General features: G+C 67.8%; 13 protein-coding genes and 1 pseudogene. 4 read left to right on the top strand and 10 right to left on the bottom strand.

All coding sequences use genetic code 11. The features are described 5' to 3' along the window. Positions 1-42: 42 nt before the first annotated feature. Both AC1DK4_RS25700 and AC1DK4_RS25705 read left to right on the top strand, forming a co-directional pair. A pseudogene (locus AC1DK4_RS25700) lies at positions 43-2247 on the top strand (TonB-dependent receptor). A gap of 77 nt (positions 2248-2324) precedes the next feature. Next, positions 2325-3008, top strand: coding sequence for a Fe2+-dependent dioxygenase (locus AC1DK4_RS25705; RefSeq protein ID WP_441613612.1), 684 nt, complete (start codon positions 2325-2327; stop codon positions 3006-3008). Positions 3009-3048: 40 nt separating this feature from the next. Here AC1DK4_RS25705 and AC1DK4_RS25710 read toward each other — a convergent pair whose 3' ends face one another. From AC1DK4_RS25710 to clsB, 7 genes are all read right to left on the bottom strand, one after another. Beyond that, positions 3049-3825, bottom strand: a complete 777-nt coding sequence (locus AC1DK4_RS25710) for an enoyl-CoA hydratase (RefSeq protein WP_477131859.1) — start codon at positions 3823-3825, stop codon at positions 3049-3051. A gap of 48 nt (positions 3826-3873) precedes the next feature. Next, complete coding sequence (locus tag AC1DK4_RS25715; RefSeq protein WP_441613614.1) at positions 3874-4830, bottom strand: DegV family protein; 957 nt, start codon at positions 4828-4830, stop codon at positions 3874-3876. 174 nt (positions 4831-5004) lie between these two features. Beyond that, positions 5005-6204 (bottom strand): acetyl-CoA C-acyltransferase, encoded by a 1200-nt coding sequence (locus AC1DK4_RS25720; protein WP_441613819.1) that lies wholly within the window; start codon positions 6202-6204, stop codon positions 5005-5007. A gap of 18 nt (positions 6205-6222) precedes the next feature. Then, positions 6223-8649, bottom strand: a complete 2427-nt coding sequence (locus tag AC1DK4_RS25725; RefSeq protein WP_441613615.1) for a 3-hydroxyacyl-CoA dehydrogenase/enoyl-CoA hydratase family protein — start codon at positions 8647-8649, stop codon at positions 6223-6225. A 218-nt stretch (positions 8650-8867) separates the two neighbouring features. Continuing rightward, on the bottom strand, positions 8868-10655 hold the full coding sequence (locus AC1DK4_RS25730) for an acyl-CoA dehydrogenase C-terminal domain-containing protein (protein WP_441613616.1): 1788 nt from the start codon (positions 10653-10655) through the stop codon (positions 8868-8870). A 75-nt stretch (positions 10656-10730) separates the two neighbouring features. Then, the gene (locus tag AC1DK4_RS25735) at positions 10731-11321 is read right to left on the bottom strand and encodes a TetR/AcrR family transcriptional regulator (protein ID WP_043343612.1); all 591 of its coding nucleotides are present in this window, start codon (positions 11319-11321) and stop codon (positions 10731-10733) included. A 372-nt stretch (positions 11322-11693) separates the two neighbouring features. Further along, entirely contained in the window at positions 11694-13016 is a 1323-nt protein-coding gene (gene clsB / locus AC1DK4_RS25740; protein WP_441613617.1) for a cardiolipin synthase ClsB, read from the bottom strand. Positions 13017-13146: 130 nt separating this feature from the next. Here clsB and mobB point away from each other — a divergent pair, with 130 nt between their 5' ends. After that, on the top strand, positions 13147-13653 hold the full coding sequence (gene mobB / locus AC1DK4_RS25745) for a molybdopterin-guanine dinucleotide biosynthesis protein B (protein WP_441613618.1): 507 nt from the start codon (positions 13147-13149) through the stop codon (positions 13651-13653). 45 nt (positions 13654-13698) lie between these two features. Here the strand turns inward: mobB and AC1DK4_RS25750 are convergent, their stop codons facing one another. Continuing rightward, positions 13699-14400: a short chain dehydrogenase gene (locus AC1DK4_RS25750; protein ID WP_441613619.1), complete on the bottom strand. Its 702-nt coding sequence runs from the start codon at positions 14398-14400 to the stop codon at positions 13699-13701. A gap of 65 nt (positions 14401-14465) precedes the next feature. On the opposite strand from AC1DK4_RS25750, the gene AC1DK4_RS25755 reads away from it, so the two are divergent. Continuing rightward, positions 14466-15362 (top strand): LysR family transcriptional regulator, encoded by an 897-nt coding sequence (locus tag AC1DK4_RS25755; protein WP_441613620.1) that lies wholly within the window; start codon positions 14466-14468, stop codon positions 15360-15362. 123 nt (positions 15363-15485) lie between these two features. Here the strand turns inward: AC1DK4_RS25755 and AC1DK4_RS25760 are convergent, their stop codons facing one another. Then, complete coding sequence (locus tag AC1DK4_RS25760; protein WP_441613621.1) at positions 15486-16262, bottom strand: endonuclease/exonuclease/phosphatase family protein; 777 nt, start codon at positions 16260-16262, stop codon at positions 15486-15488. Then, complete coding sequence (gene nudB, locus AC1DK4_RS25765; RefSeq protein ID WP_441613622.1) at positions 16259-16732, bottom strand: dihydroneopterin triphosphate diphosphatase; 474 nt, start codon at positions 16730-16732, stop codon at positions 16259-16261. The genes AC1DK4_RS25760 and nudB overlap by 4 nt, the downstream gene beginning before the upstream one ends. Positions 16733-16845: the final 113 nt, after the last annotated feature.

Here is a 16845-nt window from a genome sequence, read left to right on the forward strand (position 1 = left end):
ACTTAAATGCAAATGATTCTCAAATGCACTTAGGAGCATGGAATGAGCCGATACATAAGATCCGCCGCGCTGCCGCCGCGTCGCCCCCTGGCCTGCGCCGTCCTGGCAATGGCGACCTGCGCCGCGCCAGTGCTGGCGGACGACCGCGAACGGCAGGGCAGGCCTGTCGAGCTGGAGCCTGTCACCGTACGGGGAACGCCGCTGCCCGGCGCCAAGGTCGATGTCTCCGGCTCGGCCAAGTACGCCGCGCCGCTGCTCGACACCCCGCAGACCATCTCGGTGGTGCCGCAGCATGTGATGGAAGAACAGAACGCCCTGAGCCTGCGGCAGGCGCTGTACAACGTCTCCGGCATCACCTTCAACGCGGGCGAGGGCGGCGCCGGTTCGGGCGACAGCATCAATATCCGCGGCTTCAGCGCCAACGCGAACATGCAGGTCGACGGGCTTCGCGACAGCGGGCAGAACAACCGGACCGACCTCTTCAACGTCGAGGCGGTCGAAGTGATCAAGGGGCCGAACTCGGTCTTCGGCGGCGCCGGCACCACCGGCGGCAGCATCAACATGATCAGCAAGCAGCCCGGGGCGGAGCGGTTCACGCATGCCGGCGCCGGCCTCGGGACCGACAATTTCCGCCGGCTGACCCTCGATACCAACCAGCCGCTGCCGTGGGGCGGGGGGTCCTCCGCGGTGCGCCTGAACCTGATGGCGCACGAGAACGACGTGCCGGGGCGCGGCCCCGTCGACCGTCGCCGCTGGGGCATCGCGCCGTCGATCGTATTCGGCCTGCAATCGCCGACGCGCCTGACGCTGAGCTACTTCCACCAGCGCGACGACAACCTGCCCGACTACGGCGTGCCGGCGCTGCATGGCAACCCGCTCGCGGGCGTCGGCCGCCACAGCTACTTCGGCTGGCGCAACCTGGACAAGGAGGACATCACCACCGATGCCGTCACCGCCAGGTTCGAGCATGAGTTCAACGGCAGCCTCAAGCTGCAGAGCCTGACCCGCTACTCGCGTCTTCACCGCGACACGGTGATCTCCGCCTCGCACGTGGACCTGTCGGGCCTGCCGCCCGGCCGCTACAAGCCGGCCGGCCCGCAAGGCTATGGCCGCGACTCGACCAGCGGCATGTGGATCAACCAGACCAACCTGACCAGCCACTTCGGCACGTTCGGGCTGGGGCACACGCTGGTCACCGGCTTCGAGATCTCCCGCGAAACCTACGACCGCTCCACCTATTCCTACAATCTCGCCAGGTACTATCCCGCAAACGGCTTCGACCTCCGGAATCCGCCTGGCTTCTGGAGCGGCCCGATCGCCAGGCAGGACAGCGCGAGCAACAAGACCTGGCTGGATGTCAAGGCGCTGTACGCCCTCGACACCATTGCCCTGGGCAAGCACTGGGACCTGAATCTGGGCCTGCGCTACGACTGGATCGACGGCACCTCGGAGAGCACCCCGACAGGCAAGGCGACGGAGCGTGCGGACAGCTCGGACCGGCAGCTCAGCACCCGGGCGGGGCTGGTGTTCAAACCCGCGGATAACGGCAGGATCTACGTTGCCTACGGCACCGCCTTCAACCCGTCCGCGGAATATCTGGTCACCACCGGCTCAGGCGTGGACAAGGCCACCGGCTCGCTCGCGCCGGAGAAGAACAAGACGTATGAGGTGGGCAGCAAATGGGAGTTCATGGCGCGGCGCCTGGGACTGAACGCAGCGCTGTTCCAGGTCGAGAAGAGCAATGCACGCGAACGCCTGGCCGACGGCAGCTACGCCCTGGCGGGCAAGCAGCGCGTGCGCGGCGCAGAGCTGGGCGTGGCCGGCAAGCTGACACCGCAATGGGAGATCCTGGCCAACTACACCTACCTGAACAGCAGCACGCTCCGGTCGCGGGCCACGCCCGAGCGCGAGGGCAAGGCAATGGCCAACACGCCGCCCCATACGCTCAGCCTGTGGACCACCTACCAGCTCCCGTCCCGCTGAACGCTGGGCTATGGCGCGCGCTATGTCGGCAAGCGCAACGTCACTTCCGCGGGTGACGGCAAGCTCGGCGGCTACTGGCTGCACAACGCCATGCTCGGCTATGCGCCGAACCGGCACCTGCGGTTCCAGCTGAACATCGACAACCTGTTCAACAAGGCCTATGTGGACCGCGTGCGCCAGGTGCTGGGCAACGCATCGCGCTCGTCGGCGATCGAGTACGGCGATGGCCGCTCGGCCGTGCTGAGCGCCGTCTATTCTTTCTGATCCGCCTGCCTGCCGAGCGCAGGATTCCAAGCCGTGGCCCCGCCCGAGGCGGGGCCCGCGAGCCCGAGGTCTAAGCGATGATGGTGCATATCCCCGGCGTGCTGACGCCGGAACAGGTACGGGAAAGCGTACGCCTGCTGATGGAGGCCGACTGGGTCGACGGCAAGGGGACCGCGGGATTCCAGTCCGCGCTTGCCAAGGACAACCTGCAGTTGCCGCACGACTCCCGCCAGGGCGCGCATATCGCCGCGATGATCGAGCAGGCGCTGCGCCGCCATCCGCTGTTCCTTTCGGCGGCGCTGCCTGCCAGGATCTATCCCAAGCTGTTCAACGCCTACCAGGGCGGGCAATCGTTCGGCACCCATGTCGACAATGCCATCCGCTATCTTCCGGACAGTTCGGGCAGCATCCGCACCGATCTCTCCGCCACGCTGTTCCTGCGCGGGCCCGACGACTACGACGGCGGCGAGCTGATCGTCGAAGACACCTACGGCACGCACGCGGTCAAGCTGCCCGCTGGCGACATGATCCTGTACCCGGCCTCGAGCCTGCATCGCGTCAGCCCGGTGACCCGCGGCACGCGGCTCTGCTCGTTCTTCTGGATCCAGAGCCTGGTGAGGAACGATGCCCGGCGCGCCCTCCTCTTCGACCTGGATACCGCCGTCCAGGAAACCGCGCAGGCGCTCGGCCATGGGCACGCCACCACGGTGCGGCTCACCGGCGTGTACCACAACCTGCTGCGCGAATGGGCGACGCCCTGATGCCCTGATGCCCTTTCACGCCCCCCGGCGCCGGCGCGGCTCAGTTGAAGCGGGAGAAATCCGGGCGGCGCTTCTCGAAGAAAGCGGTGAAGGCTTCCTTGGCCTCAGGCGCCTGCAGCATGCGCCGGAACGACTCGCCCTCCTCCGCCATCCTGGCCTGCACCGCGTCCTTGTCGCCGCCCTTCATCAGCCGCTTGGTCTCGCGCAGCGACGACGCCGGCAGCGCAGCCAGCTTGCGCGCCTGCTGCAGCACGAAGTCGTGCAGCTCGGCCACCGGCAGCACGCGCGTGACCAGGCCGATCTGCTGCGCTTCCTGCGCACCGAAGGGCTCGCCCAGCAGCAACTTCTCCGCGGCGCGCTGGTAGCCCAGCAGGCGCGGCAGCAGCATGCTCGAGGCGGCTTCCGGGCACAGCCCGAGCTGCGCGAACGGCAGCGACAGCCTGGCCGTCTCGGAGGCATAGACCAGGTCGCAATGCAGCAGCATGGTGGTGCCCACGCCAACCGCTGGCCCGCTCACCGCCGCCACCAGCGGCTTGCCGGCCTGGCTGATCTGCTGCAGGAACTGGAACACCGGCGCCGGCTGGTCGCCTTCGACCGAGGTGGGCGGGCGCTGCATGAAGTCCTCSAGRTCGTTGCCSGCCGTGAAGAYYTCCGGCTTGCCKYSSAKCACGATCACGCGCACGGCGGKRTCGGTCTCGGCGGCGCGCAGSGCGTCGGCCAKSGTCTGGTACATGGCCGCGGTGATCGCGTTCTTCTTGTCCAGACGATCGAACTCGATGGTCAGGACGCCTTGCTCGATGTTGGTCAGGATGCTCATGGAATCGTCTTCTCCTTACTGCCTGGTTGACTTGTGTATCGCCGCAGCCTATTCCAGCGGCGGCGGATCCTCGCAAAGATAGCTCATCCCGAACGCATTCGCGCCGACGTTGAGCGCGACCGTCAGGCTCATCGGCGCGAGCATCAGCTCCACCTCGTGCCGTTGCGCGGTGCGCGCCAGCGACTGGAAGGCGGCGGTGGCGCGGATCGCCTCGGGCGGTCCCGCATAGCTGAGGGAAACTGCCGGGCTGAGCAGGCGGCCGCCGCGGATGCACCGTTCGGCATGGGCCATCACGCGGCGCATGCCTTCGTCAGCGCCGCGCACCTTGGCCACCGCCTCGGTCTGCCCGCGGTGCATATGCACGACGGGACGGATATTGAAGGCGCTGCCCAGCATGTAGCGGCCCCAGGTGATGCTGTTCTCGCCCTTGTGCCGCGCCCGCGTGTACATATAGAGCAGCTCGTCCGGCACCAGGAACATGTGCGCCGCGTCGCGCAGGCGCGCCTCCACGGCCTCCACGACGGACTGCGCGCTGGCGCCGCCGGCCAGCATGCGGGCGGCCTCGCGCACGATCAGCGCCTGCCCCGGGCCGATCGCGCCGGTGTCGATCACGGTCAGGTCGAACAGGCCGCTGCGCCCCGCATCCTTGCGTGCCTTGAAGCTCTTGGCCACGGTCCCGACCACCGCGCCGGACGCGTGCGCGTACAGCTTGCTGCGCGTGCTGGCGATGGTAAGCAGGAGCGCGCGGTCGCAAGTGGTCACCACATGCTTGAGCAGGTGGTCCTCGATCTCCCGCTCCAGCAAGGGAATCGATTCGGCGTAGTGATCCTGCTTGCCGACCAGGTATTGCGCGTAAAGCGTGGGCAAGGCCGGCTCGTCGCGCACATCGGCCACGAAGCGATCCCCTGCGCGAATGCGGAACGGCAGCGTCTGTACCCCGAGTTGGGCCATCAGCGCGCGCGGCATGTCGCACGCGGCGTCGGCCACGATGACTGTCTCCTGCATCTTGTTGTTTCCTCCCTGTCCGGTGAGCCGCATCGTGGCGGCAGCTGTCTCCTTGTCATGGCACTGCTTTCTTCACCTGATCGAGAGAGTGGCGAAATGGGCCGCGGGGCTGCGGGGCCACGGGGCCACGGCGCGAAACCGTGTCCCCGTGGCCCCATTTCGCCGGCGGCGCGTTCAGACGCGCTCGAAGATCCCTGCCGCGCCCATCCCCGTGCCGACGCACATGGTCACCATGCCGTACTTGAGGTTGTGGCGGCGCAGGGCGTGCACCACGGTGGCGGAGCGGATCGCGCCGGTGGCGCCGAGCGGGTGGCCCAGGGCGATGGCGCCGCCCATGCGGTTGACCTTGGCGGGGTCCAGTGCCAGGTCGCGCGTCACGGCCAGCGCCTGCGCGGCGAAGGCTTCGTTGAGCTCGATCCAGTCGATCTGGTCCTGCGTCAGGCCGGCCGCCTTCAGCGCCGCGGGAATCGCTTCCTTGGGGCCGATGCCCATGATCTCGGGCGGCACGCCGCGCACCGCGAACGAGACGAAGCGCGCCAGCGGCACCAGGTTGAATTGCTTGAGGATCTTTTCCGAGACCAGGATCAGCGCACCGGCACCGTCCGAGGTCTGCGAGCTGTTGCCGGCGGTGACGCTGCCCTTGTTGGCGAACACCGGGCGCAGCTTGGCCAGGCCTTCAAGCGAGGTCTCCGGGCGCGGGCCTTCGTCGAGCGAGATGGTGCGCGTCTTGATGCGGACTTCGCCGGTGGCCAGGTCGGGAAATCGCTCGACGATCTCCACCGGCGTGATCTCGTCGTTGAACTCGCCGGCCTGCTGGGCGCGGATGGCCTTCTGGTGCGACGCCAGCGAAAAGGCATCCTGGTCTTCGCGGCTGACCTTCCATTTCTGCGCCACCTTCTCGGCGGTCAGGCCCATGCCGTAGGCGATGCCGATGTTCTCGTCGCGCTCGAAGATCGACGGCGACATCGACGGCGAGTTGCCCATCATCGGCACCATGCTCATCGATTCCACGCCGGCGGCGATCATCACGTCGGACTCCCCCACGCGGATGCGGTCGGCCGCCATCGCTACCGCCGACACGCCCGAGGCGCAGAAACGGTTGACGGTGATGCCGCCCACGCTGACCGGCAGGCCCGACAGCAGCGCGCCGATGCGCGCCACGTTCAGGCCCTGCTGCGCCTCGGGAATCGCGCAGCCGACGATGGCGTCCTCGATCAGCGCCGGATCGAGGTCAGGCACCTGCGCCACGGCCGCGCGCAGGATGGTGGCCAGCAGGTCGTCCGGGCGGGTGTTCTTGTACGCGCCCTTGGGCGCCTTGCCGATCGGCGTGCGGGTCGCGGCAACGATGTATGCGTCTTGCAGTTGTTTCATGATGTCGGTTCCTCGCTTGCCTTAGTTGCGCACCGGCTTGCCGGTCTGCAGCATGCCCATGATGCGTTCCTGGGTCTTGCCCGTGCCGAGCAGCTCGACAAAGGCACGGCGTTCCAGCGCCAGCAGCCATTCCTCGCTGACCAGCGAGCCGGCTTCCACGTCGCCGCCGCAGACGGCTTCGGCGATGCGGCTGGCGATCACGAAATCGTGCGCGGAGATAAAGCCGCCATCGCGCATGTTCGCCAGCGACGCCTTGATGGTGGCGATGCCCGAGCGGCCGGCCACCGGCACCAGCGTGCCCGGCACCGGCGCGCGGTAGCCGGCGCTGGCCAGCGCGCGCACTTCGTTCTGCGCGACGTACAGCAGCTCATGCACGTTGAACACGATGGTGTCCGACGGCTGCAGGTAGCCCATCGCGCGCGCCTCCAGCGCCGAGGCCGAGACCCGGGCCATGGCCGCGTTCTGGAAGCGGCTGGTGACGAACTGCAGGTAGTTGGTGCTGCCGGCCGCCTGCGCCGCGCGTGCCGCGGCCAGCGCGGCTTCCTTCAGGCCGCCGCCCGCCGGCACCAGGCCCACGCCCACTTCCACCAGGCCGACATAGGTCTCCAGCGCGGCCACGCGCCTGGCCGAATGCAGCATCAGCTCGCAGCCGCCGCCCAGCGCGATGCCGGACGCCGCCGCCACCACCGGCACCGCGCTGTACTTCACGCGCATCATGCCGTCCTGGAATTTCTTGACGAAGGGTTCGATCCCCTTGGCGCCGCCCATCATGAAGGCCGGCATCGCGGCTTCCAGGTTGGCGCCCGCGGAGAACGGGCCGCCCGGCGCGCCGAGCTGCAGCGAGGTGGGCTGCCACACCACCAAGCCCTTGTACCCGGCTTCCGCCAGGTCGATCGCGCGCGTGAGGCCGTCGATCACGTCCGGCCCGATGGTGTTCATCTTGCTCTTGAACGAGACCACCAGCACGTCGTCCTGGCCATCGCTGACCCAGATGCGCACCGCATCGTTCTCTTCCACGGTGCGGCCCGCCTTGCGGGGATCGGCCGCGGCCGATCCCTTGAGCGCGGCGCGGAACACCTGGCGCTCATAGACCGGCAGCGCGTTGCGCTGCACGAAGGCCTGCGCGGCCGGCGACCACGAACCCTGCGCGGCATGCACGCCCTGGTTGTCGGCCACCGGGCCGGAGAACACCCATGCCGGCAGCGCGGCGCTGGACAGGCCCTTGCCCGCGTCGACATCTTCCTTCACCCACTCGGCGACCTGCGTCCATCCGGCCGACTGCCAGTCCTCGAAGGGACCGGAGTTCCAGCCGAAGCCCCAGCGGATCGCCAGGTCGATGTCGGCGGCCGAGCCGGCGATCTGCTCGAGGTAGACGCCGATGTAGTGGAACACGTCGCGGAACACCGCCCACAGGAACTGCGCCTGCGGGTTGGTGGATTCGCGCAGCAGCCTGATGCGCTCGGCCGGCTCCTTCTTCAGCATGCGCACCACGATCTCGTCGGCCTTCTTGCCCGAGTCGACGTACTGGCCGGTCTTGGGGTCCAGTACCTTGATGGCCTTGCCTTCCTTCTTGTAGAAGCCGGCGCCGGTCTTCTGGCCCAGCGCGCCCGCGTCGACCAGGCCCTTGAGCACGGCCGGCGTCTTGTACACCGGCGCGAACGGATCGTCCTGCAGGGTGTCCTGCATGGTCTTGATGACGTGGGCCATGGTGTCCAGGCCCACCACGTCGGCGGTGCGGAAGGTGGCGGACTTGGCGCGGCCCAGCTTGGCGCCGGTCAGGTCGTCCACCACGTCGAACGGGATGCCGTACTTCTCGGCCTCGGCGAACACGGCCAGGATCGAGAAGATGCCGACGCGGTTGGCGATGAAATTGGGCGTGTCCCTGGCACGCACCACGCCCTTGCCGAGCGTGGAGGTGAGGAAGGTCTCCAGGCGGTCCAGGATGGCGGGCTGCGTGGTGGCGGTCGGGATCAGCTCGACCAGGTGCATGTAGCGCGGCGGGTTGAAGAAGTGCACGCCGCAGAAGCGCGACTTCAGGTCCGCGTCGAAGCCTTCGGACAGCGCGGTGATCGACAGGCCCGAGGTATTGGTGGCGAAGATGGCATGCGATGCCAGGTGCGGGGCGACCTTCTTGTACAGGTCATGCTTCCAGTCCATGCGCTCGGCGATCGCCTCGATCACCACGTCGCATTCCTTGAGCAGGGCGAGGTTGTCCTCGTAGTTGGCAACCTGGATCAGCGCGGCTTCGTCCTTGATGGCGAGCGGCGCGGGCGAGAGCTTCCTGAGGTTGTCGATGGCCTTGAGCGAAATGCCGTTCTTGGGGCCTTCCTTGGCCGGAAGATCGAACAGCACCACCGGCACGCGGGCATTGACGAGATGCGCCGCGATCTGCGCTCCCATGACGCCGGCACCCAGCACGGCGACCTTCTTGACGATGAAATTGGACATGCGCGCTCCTAGGGAAGTGAGCGTTGAGAAGAGGCAGGGAGTAAGCAGGCGTCGGCCGCGCCGGGTAGTCTCCCCTCGCCCATTCATGGGCAAGGGCCGGGGGAGAGGGCAGGCGCGCGCGGGCGTTGCCGCATCGCAAACCCCTGCCCTCTCCCCCGCCCGTCTCCCGCAAGCGGGAGACGGGGCAAACCGATCGCGGCCGAAACGCCCTCAGTACATCAGAACAGGTCGGCGTCCAGCGCCATCAGCGTGGCCGAACCGGCACGCGCCTTGCGGATCTCGGCGGCCGTTTCGGGCAGCAGCTTGGCGAAGTAGAAGCGTGCGGTGGCCAGCTTGCTGGTGTAGAACTTGTCGCCGGCGGCTTCCTTCTCCAGCGCGATCTTGGCCATGCGGGCCCAGAAGTACGAGAACACCAGGTGGCCCACCACGCGCAGGTAAGGCACCGCGGCAGCGCCGACTTCGTCGGGGTTGCCCATCGCCTTCATGCCGATTTCCATGGTGAGCTTCTGCACCTTGTCGCCCAGGTCGGCCAGCGGGTTGACGAATTCCTGCATGGCTTCGTTGGTGCCCTCGGCTTCGACGAATTCCTGCACGATCTTGCCGAAGGCCTTCATCTTGGCGCCCATGTCGCCGAGGATCTTGCGGCCCAGCAGGTCCAGCGCCTGGATGGTATTGGTGCCTTCGTAGATCATGTTGATGCGTGCATCTCGCACGTACTGCTCCATGCCCCACTCGGCGATGTAGCCGTGGCCGCCGAACACCTGCATGCCTTCGTTGGTGGCGGTGAAAGCGTTGTCGGTCAGGAAGGCCTTGATCACCGGCGTAAGCAGTGCGACCAGGTCACCGGCCTCCTTGCGCACGGCTTCGTCCGGGTGCGACAGCTCGCGGTCGATCTGCAGCGCGGTCCAGTAGCTGAAGGCGCGGCCGCCTTCGGCGAAGGCCTTCTGCGTCAGCAGCATGCGGCGCACGTCGGGGTGCACGATGATCGGATCGGCGGGCTTGTCCGGCGCCTTGGGACCGGTCAGCGCGCGCATCTGCAGGCGGTCCTTGGCGTAGGCCAGCGAGTTCTGGTAGGCCACTTCGGTCAGGCCCAGGCCTTGCATGCCCACGCCCAGGCGCGCCGCGTTCATCATCACGAACATGGCGTTGAGGCCCTTGTTGGGCTCGCCCACCATCCAGCCGCGCGCGCCGTCCAGGTTCATCACGCAGGTGGCGTTGCCATGGATGCCCATCTTGTGCTCGATCGAGCCGCACTTGATGCCGTTGCGCTCGCCCGGGTTGCCGCTGGCGTCGGGGACGAACTTCGGCACCACGAACAGCGAGATGCCCTTGGTGCCCTGCGGGGCGTCCGGCAGGCGCGCAAGCACCAGGTGGATGATGTTGGCGGAGAGGTCGTGCTCGCCGGCGGAGATGAAGATCTTGGTGCCGGTGATGCTGTAGGAGCCGTCGGCCTGCGGCTCGGCCTTGCTGCGCAGGATGCCGAGGTCGGTGCCGCAATGCGGCTCGGTCAGGCACATGGTGCCGGTCCATTCGCCGGACACCAGCTTGGGCAGGTAGGTCTTCTGCAGCTCGGGCGTGCCGTGCGCGTGCAGCGCTTCGTACGCGCCGTGCGACAGGCCGGGATACATGGTCCACGCCTGGTTGGCCGAGTTCAGCATCTCGAACAGCGCGTTGTTGACCAGGATGGGCAGGCCCTGGCCGCCGTACTGCGGATCGCATCCCAGCGCGGGCCAGCCGGCTTCCACGTACTGGTGATAGGCTTCCTTGAAGCCCTTCGGCGCGGTGACCACGCCGTCGCCGACGTAGGTGCAGCCTTCGCGGTCGCCGCTCTGGTTGAGCGGGAAGACCACCTCGGCGCAGAACTTGCCAGCTTCCTCGAGCACCTGGTTGATGGTTTCCGCGTCGATGTCGGCGTGCTGGGGCAGCGCCTTGAGTTCGGCTTCCACGCCGAGCAATTCATGGAGCACGAACTGCATGTCGCGCAACGGTGCGGTGTACTGGCCCATCAAAGACTCCTTGGAGGTATTGGTGATGCCGCTACGCCGCCCGTGCACGATCTGGCGCGGGACGCCGCGGCGGCGTCAGGTACGGTAAGACTGGATCAACTTGTTGAGCGCGACCATGGCGAGCTCGGCGCTGGCGGGCAGGCGCAGGAAGCGGGCGTCATGATGCAAGCCTAGTTCAAGGCTGTACATCTCGAACAGCATCAGGCGCGGATCGCAGTCCGCGCGCAGGTGCCCCTCTTCCCTGGCCTGGTCGATGGCGCGCGTGAGCGCGGCGCGCCAGATGGTGACGCTCTTGACGAGCTCGTCACGCACCGGGCTTTCCGCGCGGTCGTCGTACTCCACCGCCCCGCTGATATAGATGCAGCCCGTGGTGACTTCCTGGATACGTTTTTCCATCCAGCGCCGCACCATGGATTGCAGCCGGGGCAGCCCGCGCGGTTCGTGCAGCGAGGGATAGAACACCTCCTGCTCGAAACGCCGGTGATACTCGCGCACCACTTCCACCTGCAGGTCCTCGCGCGAACCAAAATGCGCGAACACGCCGCTCTTGCTCATCTGCATGCGTTCCGCCAACAGGCCGATGGTCAAGCCTTCGAGCCCGTCGCGGGACGACAATTCCAGCGCGGCATCCAGAATCGCCACGCGCGTCATCTCCCCCTTGCGCATGGGCGCGGGGGACGCGGAAGTGGCGGATTCGAGACGAGCAGACTGGTGTCGCATGATTTTTTCTCCATTCTCTTCGCGGCGCGATCCCTATCGCTGCCGCGGATGACCCTGACGTAATGCTTTTTTTCGCTGCCTGGCTGCCTGATGACGCCGCCCGGCAGACGCGAATGCACGCAGTCTAAGGCAAAAAAGAACGGTCGTTCAGATTATTGTGACGACGCCCTTCGGCGGCAAGCATTTAATTAGACCGGCGTTTCTAAACGCAGCGCCTGCGTTCGATGCGCCGCAACAAGCTGCGACACGGCGACGCAGCGGCATGCCACGACCGAGAGTGCCGCACCTGCCGCAAAGCAGCAAACGCTTAAAAGCGCTTCAGTAGCGCCCTGTCACGCCGGCGATCACCACGCCTACGCGCAACACCATATAGGCGGCCCAGCTGCCCATGCGGTGCAGCGCCGAGCGGCGCGCGTGGGTGGCGGCCTTGACCTCGGTGCTGCGCGTGGCGATGGCCTGCTCCAGCTCCTGGCGCAACTCGGCGCAGAAGCTGGCATCGTAGACCGCCACATTGGCCTCGCGCGCAAGCAGCAGGCTGAACGGGTCCATATTGCTCGACCCCACCGTGGCCCAGGCATCGTCGACGACCGCCACCTTTGCGTGCAGGAAGCTGTCGGCATATTCGTGGATTTCCACGCCGGCGCCGAGCAAGGTGTCATAGAGCGCATGCGTGGCGTAGTGCTGCAAGCGGTACTCCACCATCCCCTGCAGCAGCAGGCGCACGCGCACGCCGCGCCGGCGACAGGCCAGCAGTGCGCGGCGCATCTTGTGGCCGGGCAGGAAATAGGCGTTGGCGATGATGACCTCGCGGCGCGCGCCGCCGAGAGCCTGCAGGTACTGGCGCTCGATGGCACGGCGGTTGCGCAGATTGTCGCGCAACAGCAGCGCGGCGCGCATGCCGCCGGCAAGATCCTGGCGCGGCAGCGGCAAATCGGTGATCAGGGGAAATTCAGCCGCCACGCCCGCCAGGCCCACGCTGCGCATCTCGCCGCGCAGCGAAAGCTGCCACCACAGGCGCTCCGCGGTCAGCGCGATCTGGCCCACCAGCGGACCGCGCACCTCCACCGCGAAATCATAGCGCGGGCCCAGCCCCTCGCTCTCGAAAGGGCCGTGGTTATGGTCGTCGATGATATTGATGCCGCCGACGAAGCCGACCTGCTGGTCGATCACCGCCAGCTTGCGGTGCAGCCGCCGCAGGTTGCGGCGAGCCAGGCTGAAGCCGCGCAGCGGACGGAACACCTTGAGCCGCACGCCGCCTTCGCGCAGGCGCGTTGCCAGCGCGGCGGGCATGTCGCCCGCGCCGAATCCGTCCACGACCAGCCGCACATCCACGCCGCGGCCGGCGGCGCGGATCAGGGCATCGGTCACGGCCGCGCCGACGTCGTCGTCGGCGTAGATATACGTTTCGAGGGAGACCGAGAGCACCGCGCGGTCGAGGGCGGCGATCAGCGCCGGGAAAAAATCCCGGCCGCAGTGCAGCAGCCGCACGGCGTTGCCGCCAAGCGGCTTGCCGCGGCGCCACTCGGAGCGCAGCGGCCCGGCGCGGCGCGGCGCGCGCGGCGACGCCGGCGCATCGGCATCGTCTCGCAAGGCGGCGGCTGGCGGCGCGTATGGCAGGCGGGTGAGCGGTATCGAAGACATGAGGCACATTATCAGCCACGCCGAAGTCATGTGCGAGCGCGGGGCAACACGCGCAACACTGCGAGCCCGGCCGCGCCGCCCGCGCCGTTCTCTGCTATCTTCAGCGCTTTATCCCGTCTTCCACCCTATCGTGAAGGTTTTCGGCATCTCCGGCTCGTCGGGCAGCGGCAAGACCACGCTGCTGGACCAGTTGATCCCGCGCTTCGTCGCCGCAGGCCTGCGCGTGGCCGGGATCAAGCACACTCACCACGGCTTCGATCCCGATACGCCGGGCAAGGATTCCTGGCGCATGCGCCAGGGGGGCTGCGCCAACGTGGTCCTGGTCGGCGCGCGCCACCTGACGCTGATGCGCAACTATGCGGAGTCGGAGCCCTCGCCCGAGCTGGCCGAAGCGCTCGGCGTGCTGCCTGCCGACACCGACCTGGTGCTGGTCGAAGGCTACAAGCGCAGCGATTTTCCCAAGCTGGAAGTGTTCCGCCCCGCGCTGGGCTTGCCACCGCTGTGGCCTGAGGTGCCCGGCGTGGTCGCCGTGGCCAGCGACCAGCCCGGGAAGGTGGCGGCGATGACCACGCTGCCGGTGCTCGACCTGGCCGACGTGGACGCCATCGTCGCACTGGTGCGCGCGCACACCGGCTAGGCGGCCGCGACGACCCTCCCTGCCGGCATTGCCGGAATTGCCTGCTTACCAGACCCGGTAGATCTCGCCGTTGCCCGGGCCTTCCACGCTGCGCTGGTAGGCCAGCGCCACGCGCGCCGCCGGCACCGCCTCGAAGCCCGGGAAGAACGGGCCGTACGCGCCCCACGATTCCTGCACCACGGTCGGGCTGACCACATTGATGCGCAGGCCCCGGCCCAGTTCCACCGCGGCGGCGCGCACGAAGCCGTCCAGCGCGGCGTTGACGCTGGAGGCATTTGCGCCGGCGTGGATGGGCTGGTCGCTGAGGATGCCGCTGGTCAGCGTGATCGAGCCGCCGTCGTTCAGGTAGTGCTGGCCGACCAGCGCCAGCCGCACCTGGCCCAGCAACTTGTCGTTCAGGCCGATGGCGAAATCCTCGGCACGCATCTGCGGCACCGGGCCGAAGAACACCTGCCCCGTGGCGCAGACGATGCCGTCGACCTTGCCGAGCCGCTCGAACAGCGCCTGCACCGACTCCGGCACCGTGATGTCCACCTGCAGCGCCCCGCTGGTCTTGCCGACCTCGACCACTTCATGGCGGGCCGAGAGATTCGCCACCACCGCCTTGCCCAGGGTGCCGCTCGCACCGATCACGACGATCTTCTTCATTGTTGTTCCTTCAGGATGATGGGGAGGGATGCGGCCGAAATGGCCGAAATGGCCGAAGCGGCGGAATCGGCCGAGGCGCCAATTCCTTCCTTCCGCCAATGGAATTCATTCTGATACGCGGCGGGAACACGATAAATGGGCTAGGATTTCGAGCATTCCTAACCATGGATTCGGAATCGATGGACAAGCTGCGCAGCATGGAGATCTTCGCCGCCGCCGCGGAGGCCGGCAGCTTCACGGCCTGCGCCGCGGCACTGGGCCTGTCGGCGGTGATGGTAGGCAAGCATGTCGGGCAACTCGAACAGCGCCTCGGCGTGCGCCTGCTCCAGCGCAGCACGCGCCGCCAGCGCCTGACCGAAGCCGGCCGCCTCTACCTGGACGAATGCCGGCGCATCCTGGCGCAGGTGCGTGCCGCCGACACCGTGGCCGAGCGCCTGCACAGCGAGCCGCGCGGCCTGCTGCGCGTCGGCGCGCCCGTGACGCTGGGCGAGACCGCGGTGGCCGAGGCGGTGGCGGCGTTCTTGCTGCGTCACCCCGAGGTCAAGGTAGAACTGGTGCTCGATGACGCCTACGCGGACCTGATCGCAGATGGCTTCGACGCCCTGGTCCGCATCGGCACCCTCGCCGGTTCGGATCAACTGGTGGCGCGCCCGCTGCGGCCCTACCGCATGTGCATCTGCGCGGCACCGGCCTACCTGGCGCATGCCGGCGTGCCGCGCACGCCGGCCGAACTGGCCGGCCACCGTTGCCTGAACCATCTGTTGTGGCGCCATGGCATGGGCTGGCCAGAACTGCCGGACGGCGGCGCGGCGGCGGATGGCGCCCCGCTCGGCAGCAACAACGGGCAAGTATTGCGCCGCGCCGCGCTGGCCGGCTGCGGCATCGTGATGCAGCCCGAAGTGCTGCTGGCCGCCGACCTGGCCGCGGGCCTGCTGGTGCCGTTGCTGGAAGACGCCCTGCCGCCGCCGCGCCCGGTGCACCTGCTCTATCCGCGCGACCCGCGCCCGCTGCCCAAGCGGGTACGCTTCGTCGAGGGGATGCTCGAGAAAATGGGGATCTGAGGAAAGGCAAGGCGCGGAAGGTGCGGAGGATGGTGCGGAGGATGGTGCGGAGAAAGGTGCGGCAAGCTGCCGAAGACGCGACGCGCCGGCGCGCACCGGGGGTGGAAGGATGCCCCCCCGGCTTCAGGAGCGGACCTTGGCCTTCAGTGGCCGCTCCGGCACCGCGATGCGGGCCAGCTCCGCCATCAGCGGCACATGGTCCGAACGTTGCGCCCAGTCGCGTCCGGTCAGCGCGCTGGCGCTCTCGATCTCGAAGCCGCGCACATAGATGCGGTCGAGCTGCCACCACGGCATGTGGCTGGGAAAGGTGTGCAGGCGCGAGCCGCCGGCATGCGAGACTTCCGTGGTGCCCAGGGTCGAGCAGATCAGGTCGTCGAGCCGGTGGTTCCAGTCATTGAAATCGCCGGCGATCAGCAGTGGCGCCTCGGCCGGCACCACATCGCACACGCGCTTGACCAGGGCTTCGGCCTGGCGCGCGCGGCTGCGCGCGAACAGCCCGAAATGCACGCAGATCAGGTGGGCTTCGGTGCCGTTCATGTCCGCCACCGCGTGCAGCAGGCCGCGCTGCTCGAAGCGGTGATCGGAGATGTCGAGGTTTTCCGACATCAGGATCGGATGCCGCGACAGGATGGCGTTGCCATGGTGGCCGTGGTCGTACACCGCGTTGCGCCCGTACACCGAATGCGGATAGGCGTCGGTGGCCAGGTAGTTGAGCTGGGTGTAGTCGGGATCGAACAGCGCGGCGGCCACCAGGCGATCGTTGCGGTCCTGCACTTCCTGCAGGAAGACGATGTCGGCATCGACCGTCTGCAAGCCCAGGCGCACGTTCTGGATCCGCGGCTTGCGCGCGATGCCGGTCACACCCTTGTGGATGTTGTAGGTGACGACGCGCAGTCTCATGAAGCGGCTCCGCAGGGAGCGCGCCGTCCCTGCACTCGCCAGTCCAGTTGCAGCACGGCCTGCGCATTGCTGCTCGAGAAACAGCGTGCCGCCGCTTCACGCCACGGCAGCCATTGCCATTGCAGGTGCTCGCGCGGCGCCAGCGTCACCGGCACCGGCCGCGCCACGCGCAGGCCGAACCAGTGCTCGGTATTGCACGTCACGCCCGGCGCGTAGCGGTGGCGCCACTGCGGGTAGATCTCGTAGTCGAGGGTGTGCTGCCAGTCTTCGAGCCGGTGCTCGGCGGCGATAAGCCCGGTCTCCTCGGCCACCTCGCGCGCGGCCGTCACGGCCAGCGGCTCGTCGGGCGCATCCAGGCTCCCGGTGACCGATTGCCAGTATCCCGGCCGGTCGGCACGCTCCAGCAACAGCACTTGCAGGTCTGGCGTATGTATCACGACCAGCACGGATCGGGGAATCTTGTAGGACATGGGATGGAGGCGGACAACGTTCCCAAGCTTACCCCAGATGGGCGGAGCCGCGACGGGAAAACGCCGCGGCTCCGCGATTTCGCGCATGGTGGAACCGGCAGGCATGGGATGGG

This window comes from Cupriavidus sp. 05N38, assembly GCF_056397345.1.

Coding starts and splice junctions, on each gene's coding strand:
- AC1DK4_RS25705 (WP_441613612.1), top strand. CDS start 2,325: ATGATGGTGCATATCCCCGGCGTGCTGACGCCGGAACAGGTACGGGAA.
- AC1DK4_RS25715 (WP_441613614.1), bottom strand. CDS start 4,830: ATGCAGGAGACAGTCATCGTGGCCGACGCCGCGTGCGACATGCCGCGC.
- AC1DK4_RS25725 (WP_441613615.1), bottom strand. CDS start 8,649: ATGTCCAATTTCATCGTCAAGAAGGTCGCCGTGCTGGGTGCCGGCGTC.
- AC1DK4_RS25730 (WP_441613616.1), bottom strand. CDS start 10,655: ATGGGCCAGTACACCGCACCGTTGCGCGACATGCAGTTCGTGCTCCAT.
- AC1DK4_RS25735 (WP_043343612.1), bottom strand. CDS start 11,321: ATGCGCAAGGGGGAGATGACGCGCGTGGCGATTCTGGATGCCGCGCTG.
- clsB (WP_441613617.1), bottom strand. CDS start 13,016: ATGTCTTCGATACCGCTCACCCGCCTGCCATACGCGCCGCCAGCCGCC.
- AC1DK4_RS25755 (WP_441613620.1), top strand. CDS start 14,466: ATGGATTCGGAATCGATGGACAAGCTGCGCAGCATGGAGATCTTCGCC.
- AC1DK4_RS25760 (WP_441613621.1), bottom strand. CDS start 16,262: ATGAGACTGCGCGTCGTCACCTACAACATCCACAAGGGTGTGACCGGC.
- nudB (WP_441613622.1), bottom strand. CDS start 16,732: ATGTCCTACAAGATTCCCCGATCCGTGCTGGTCGTGATACATACGCCA.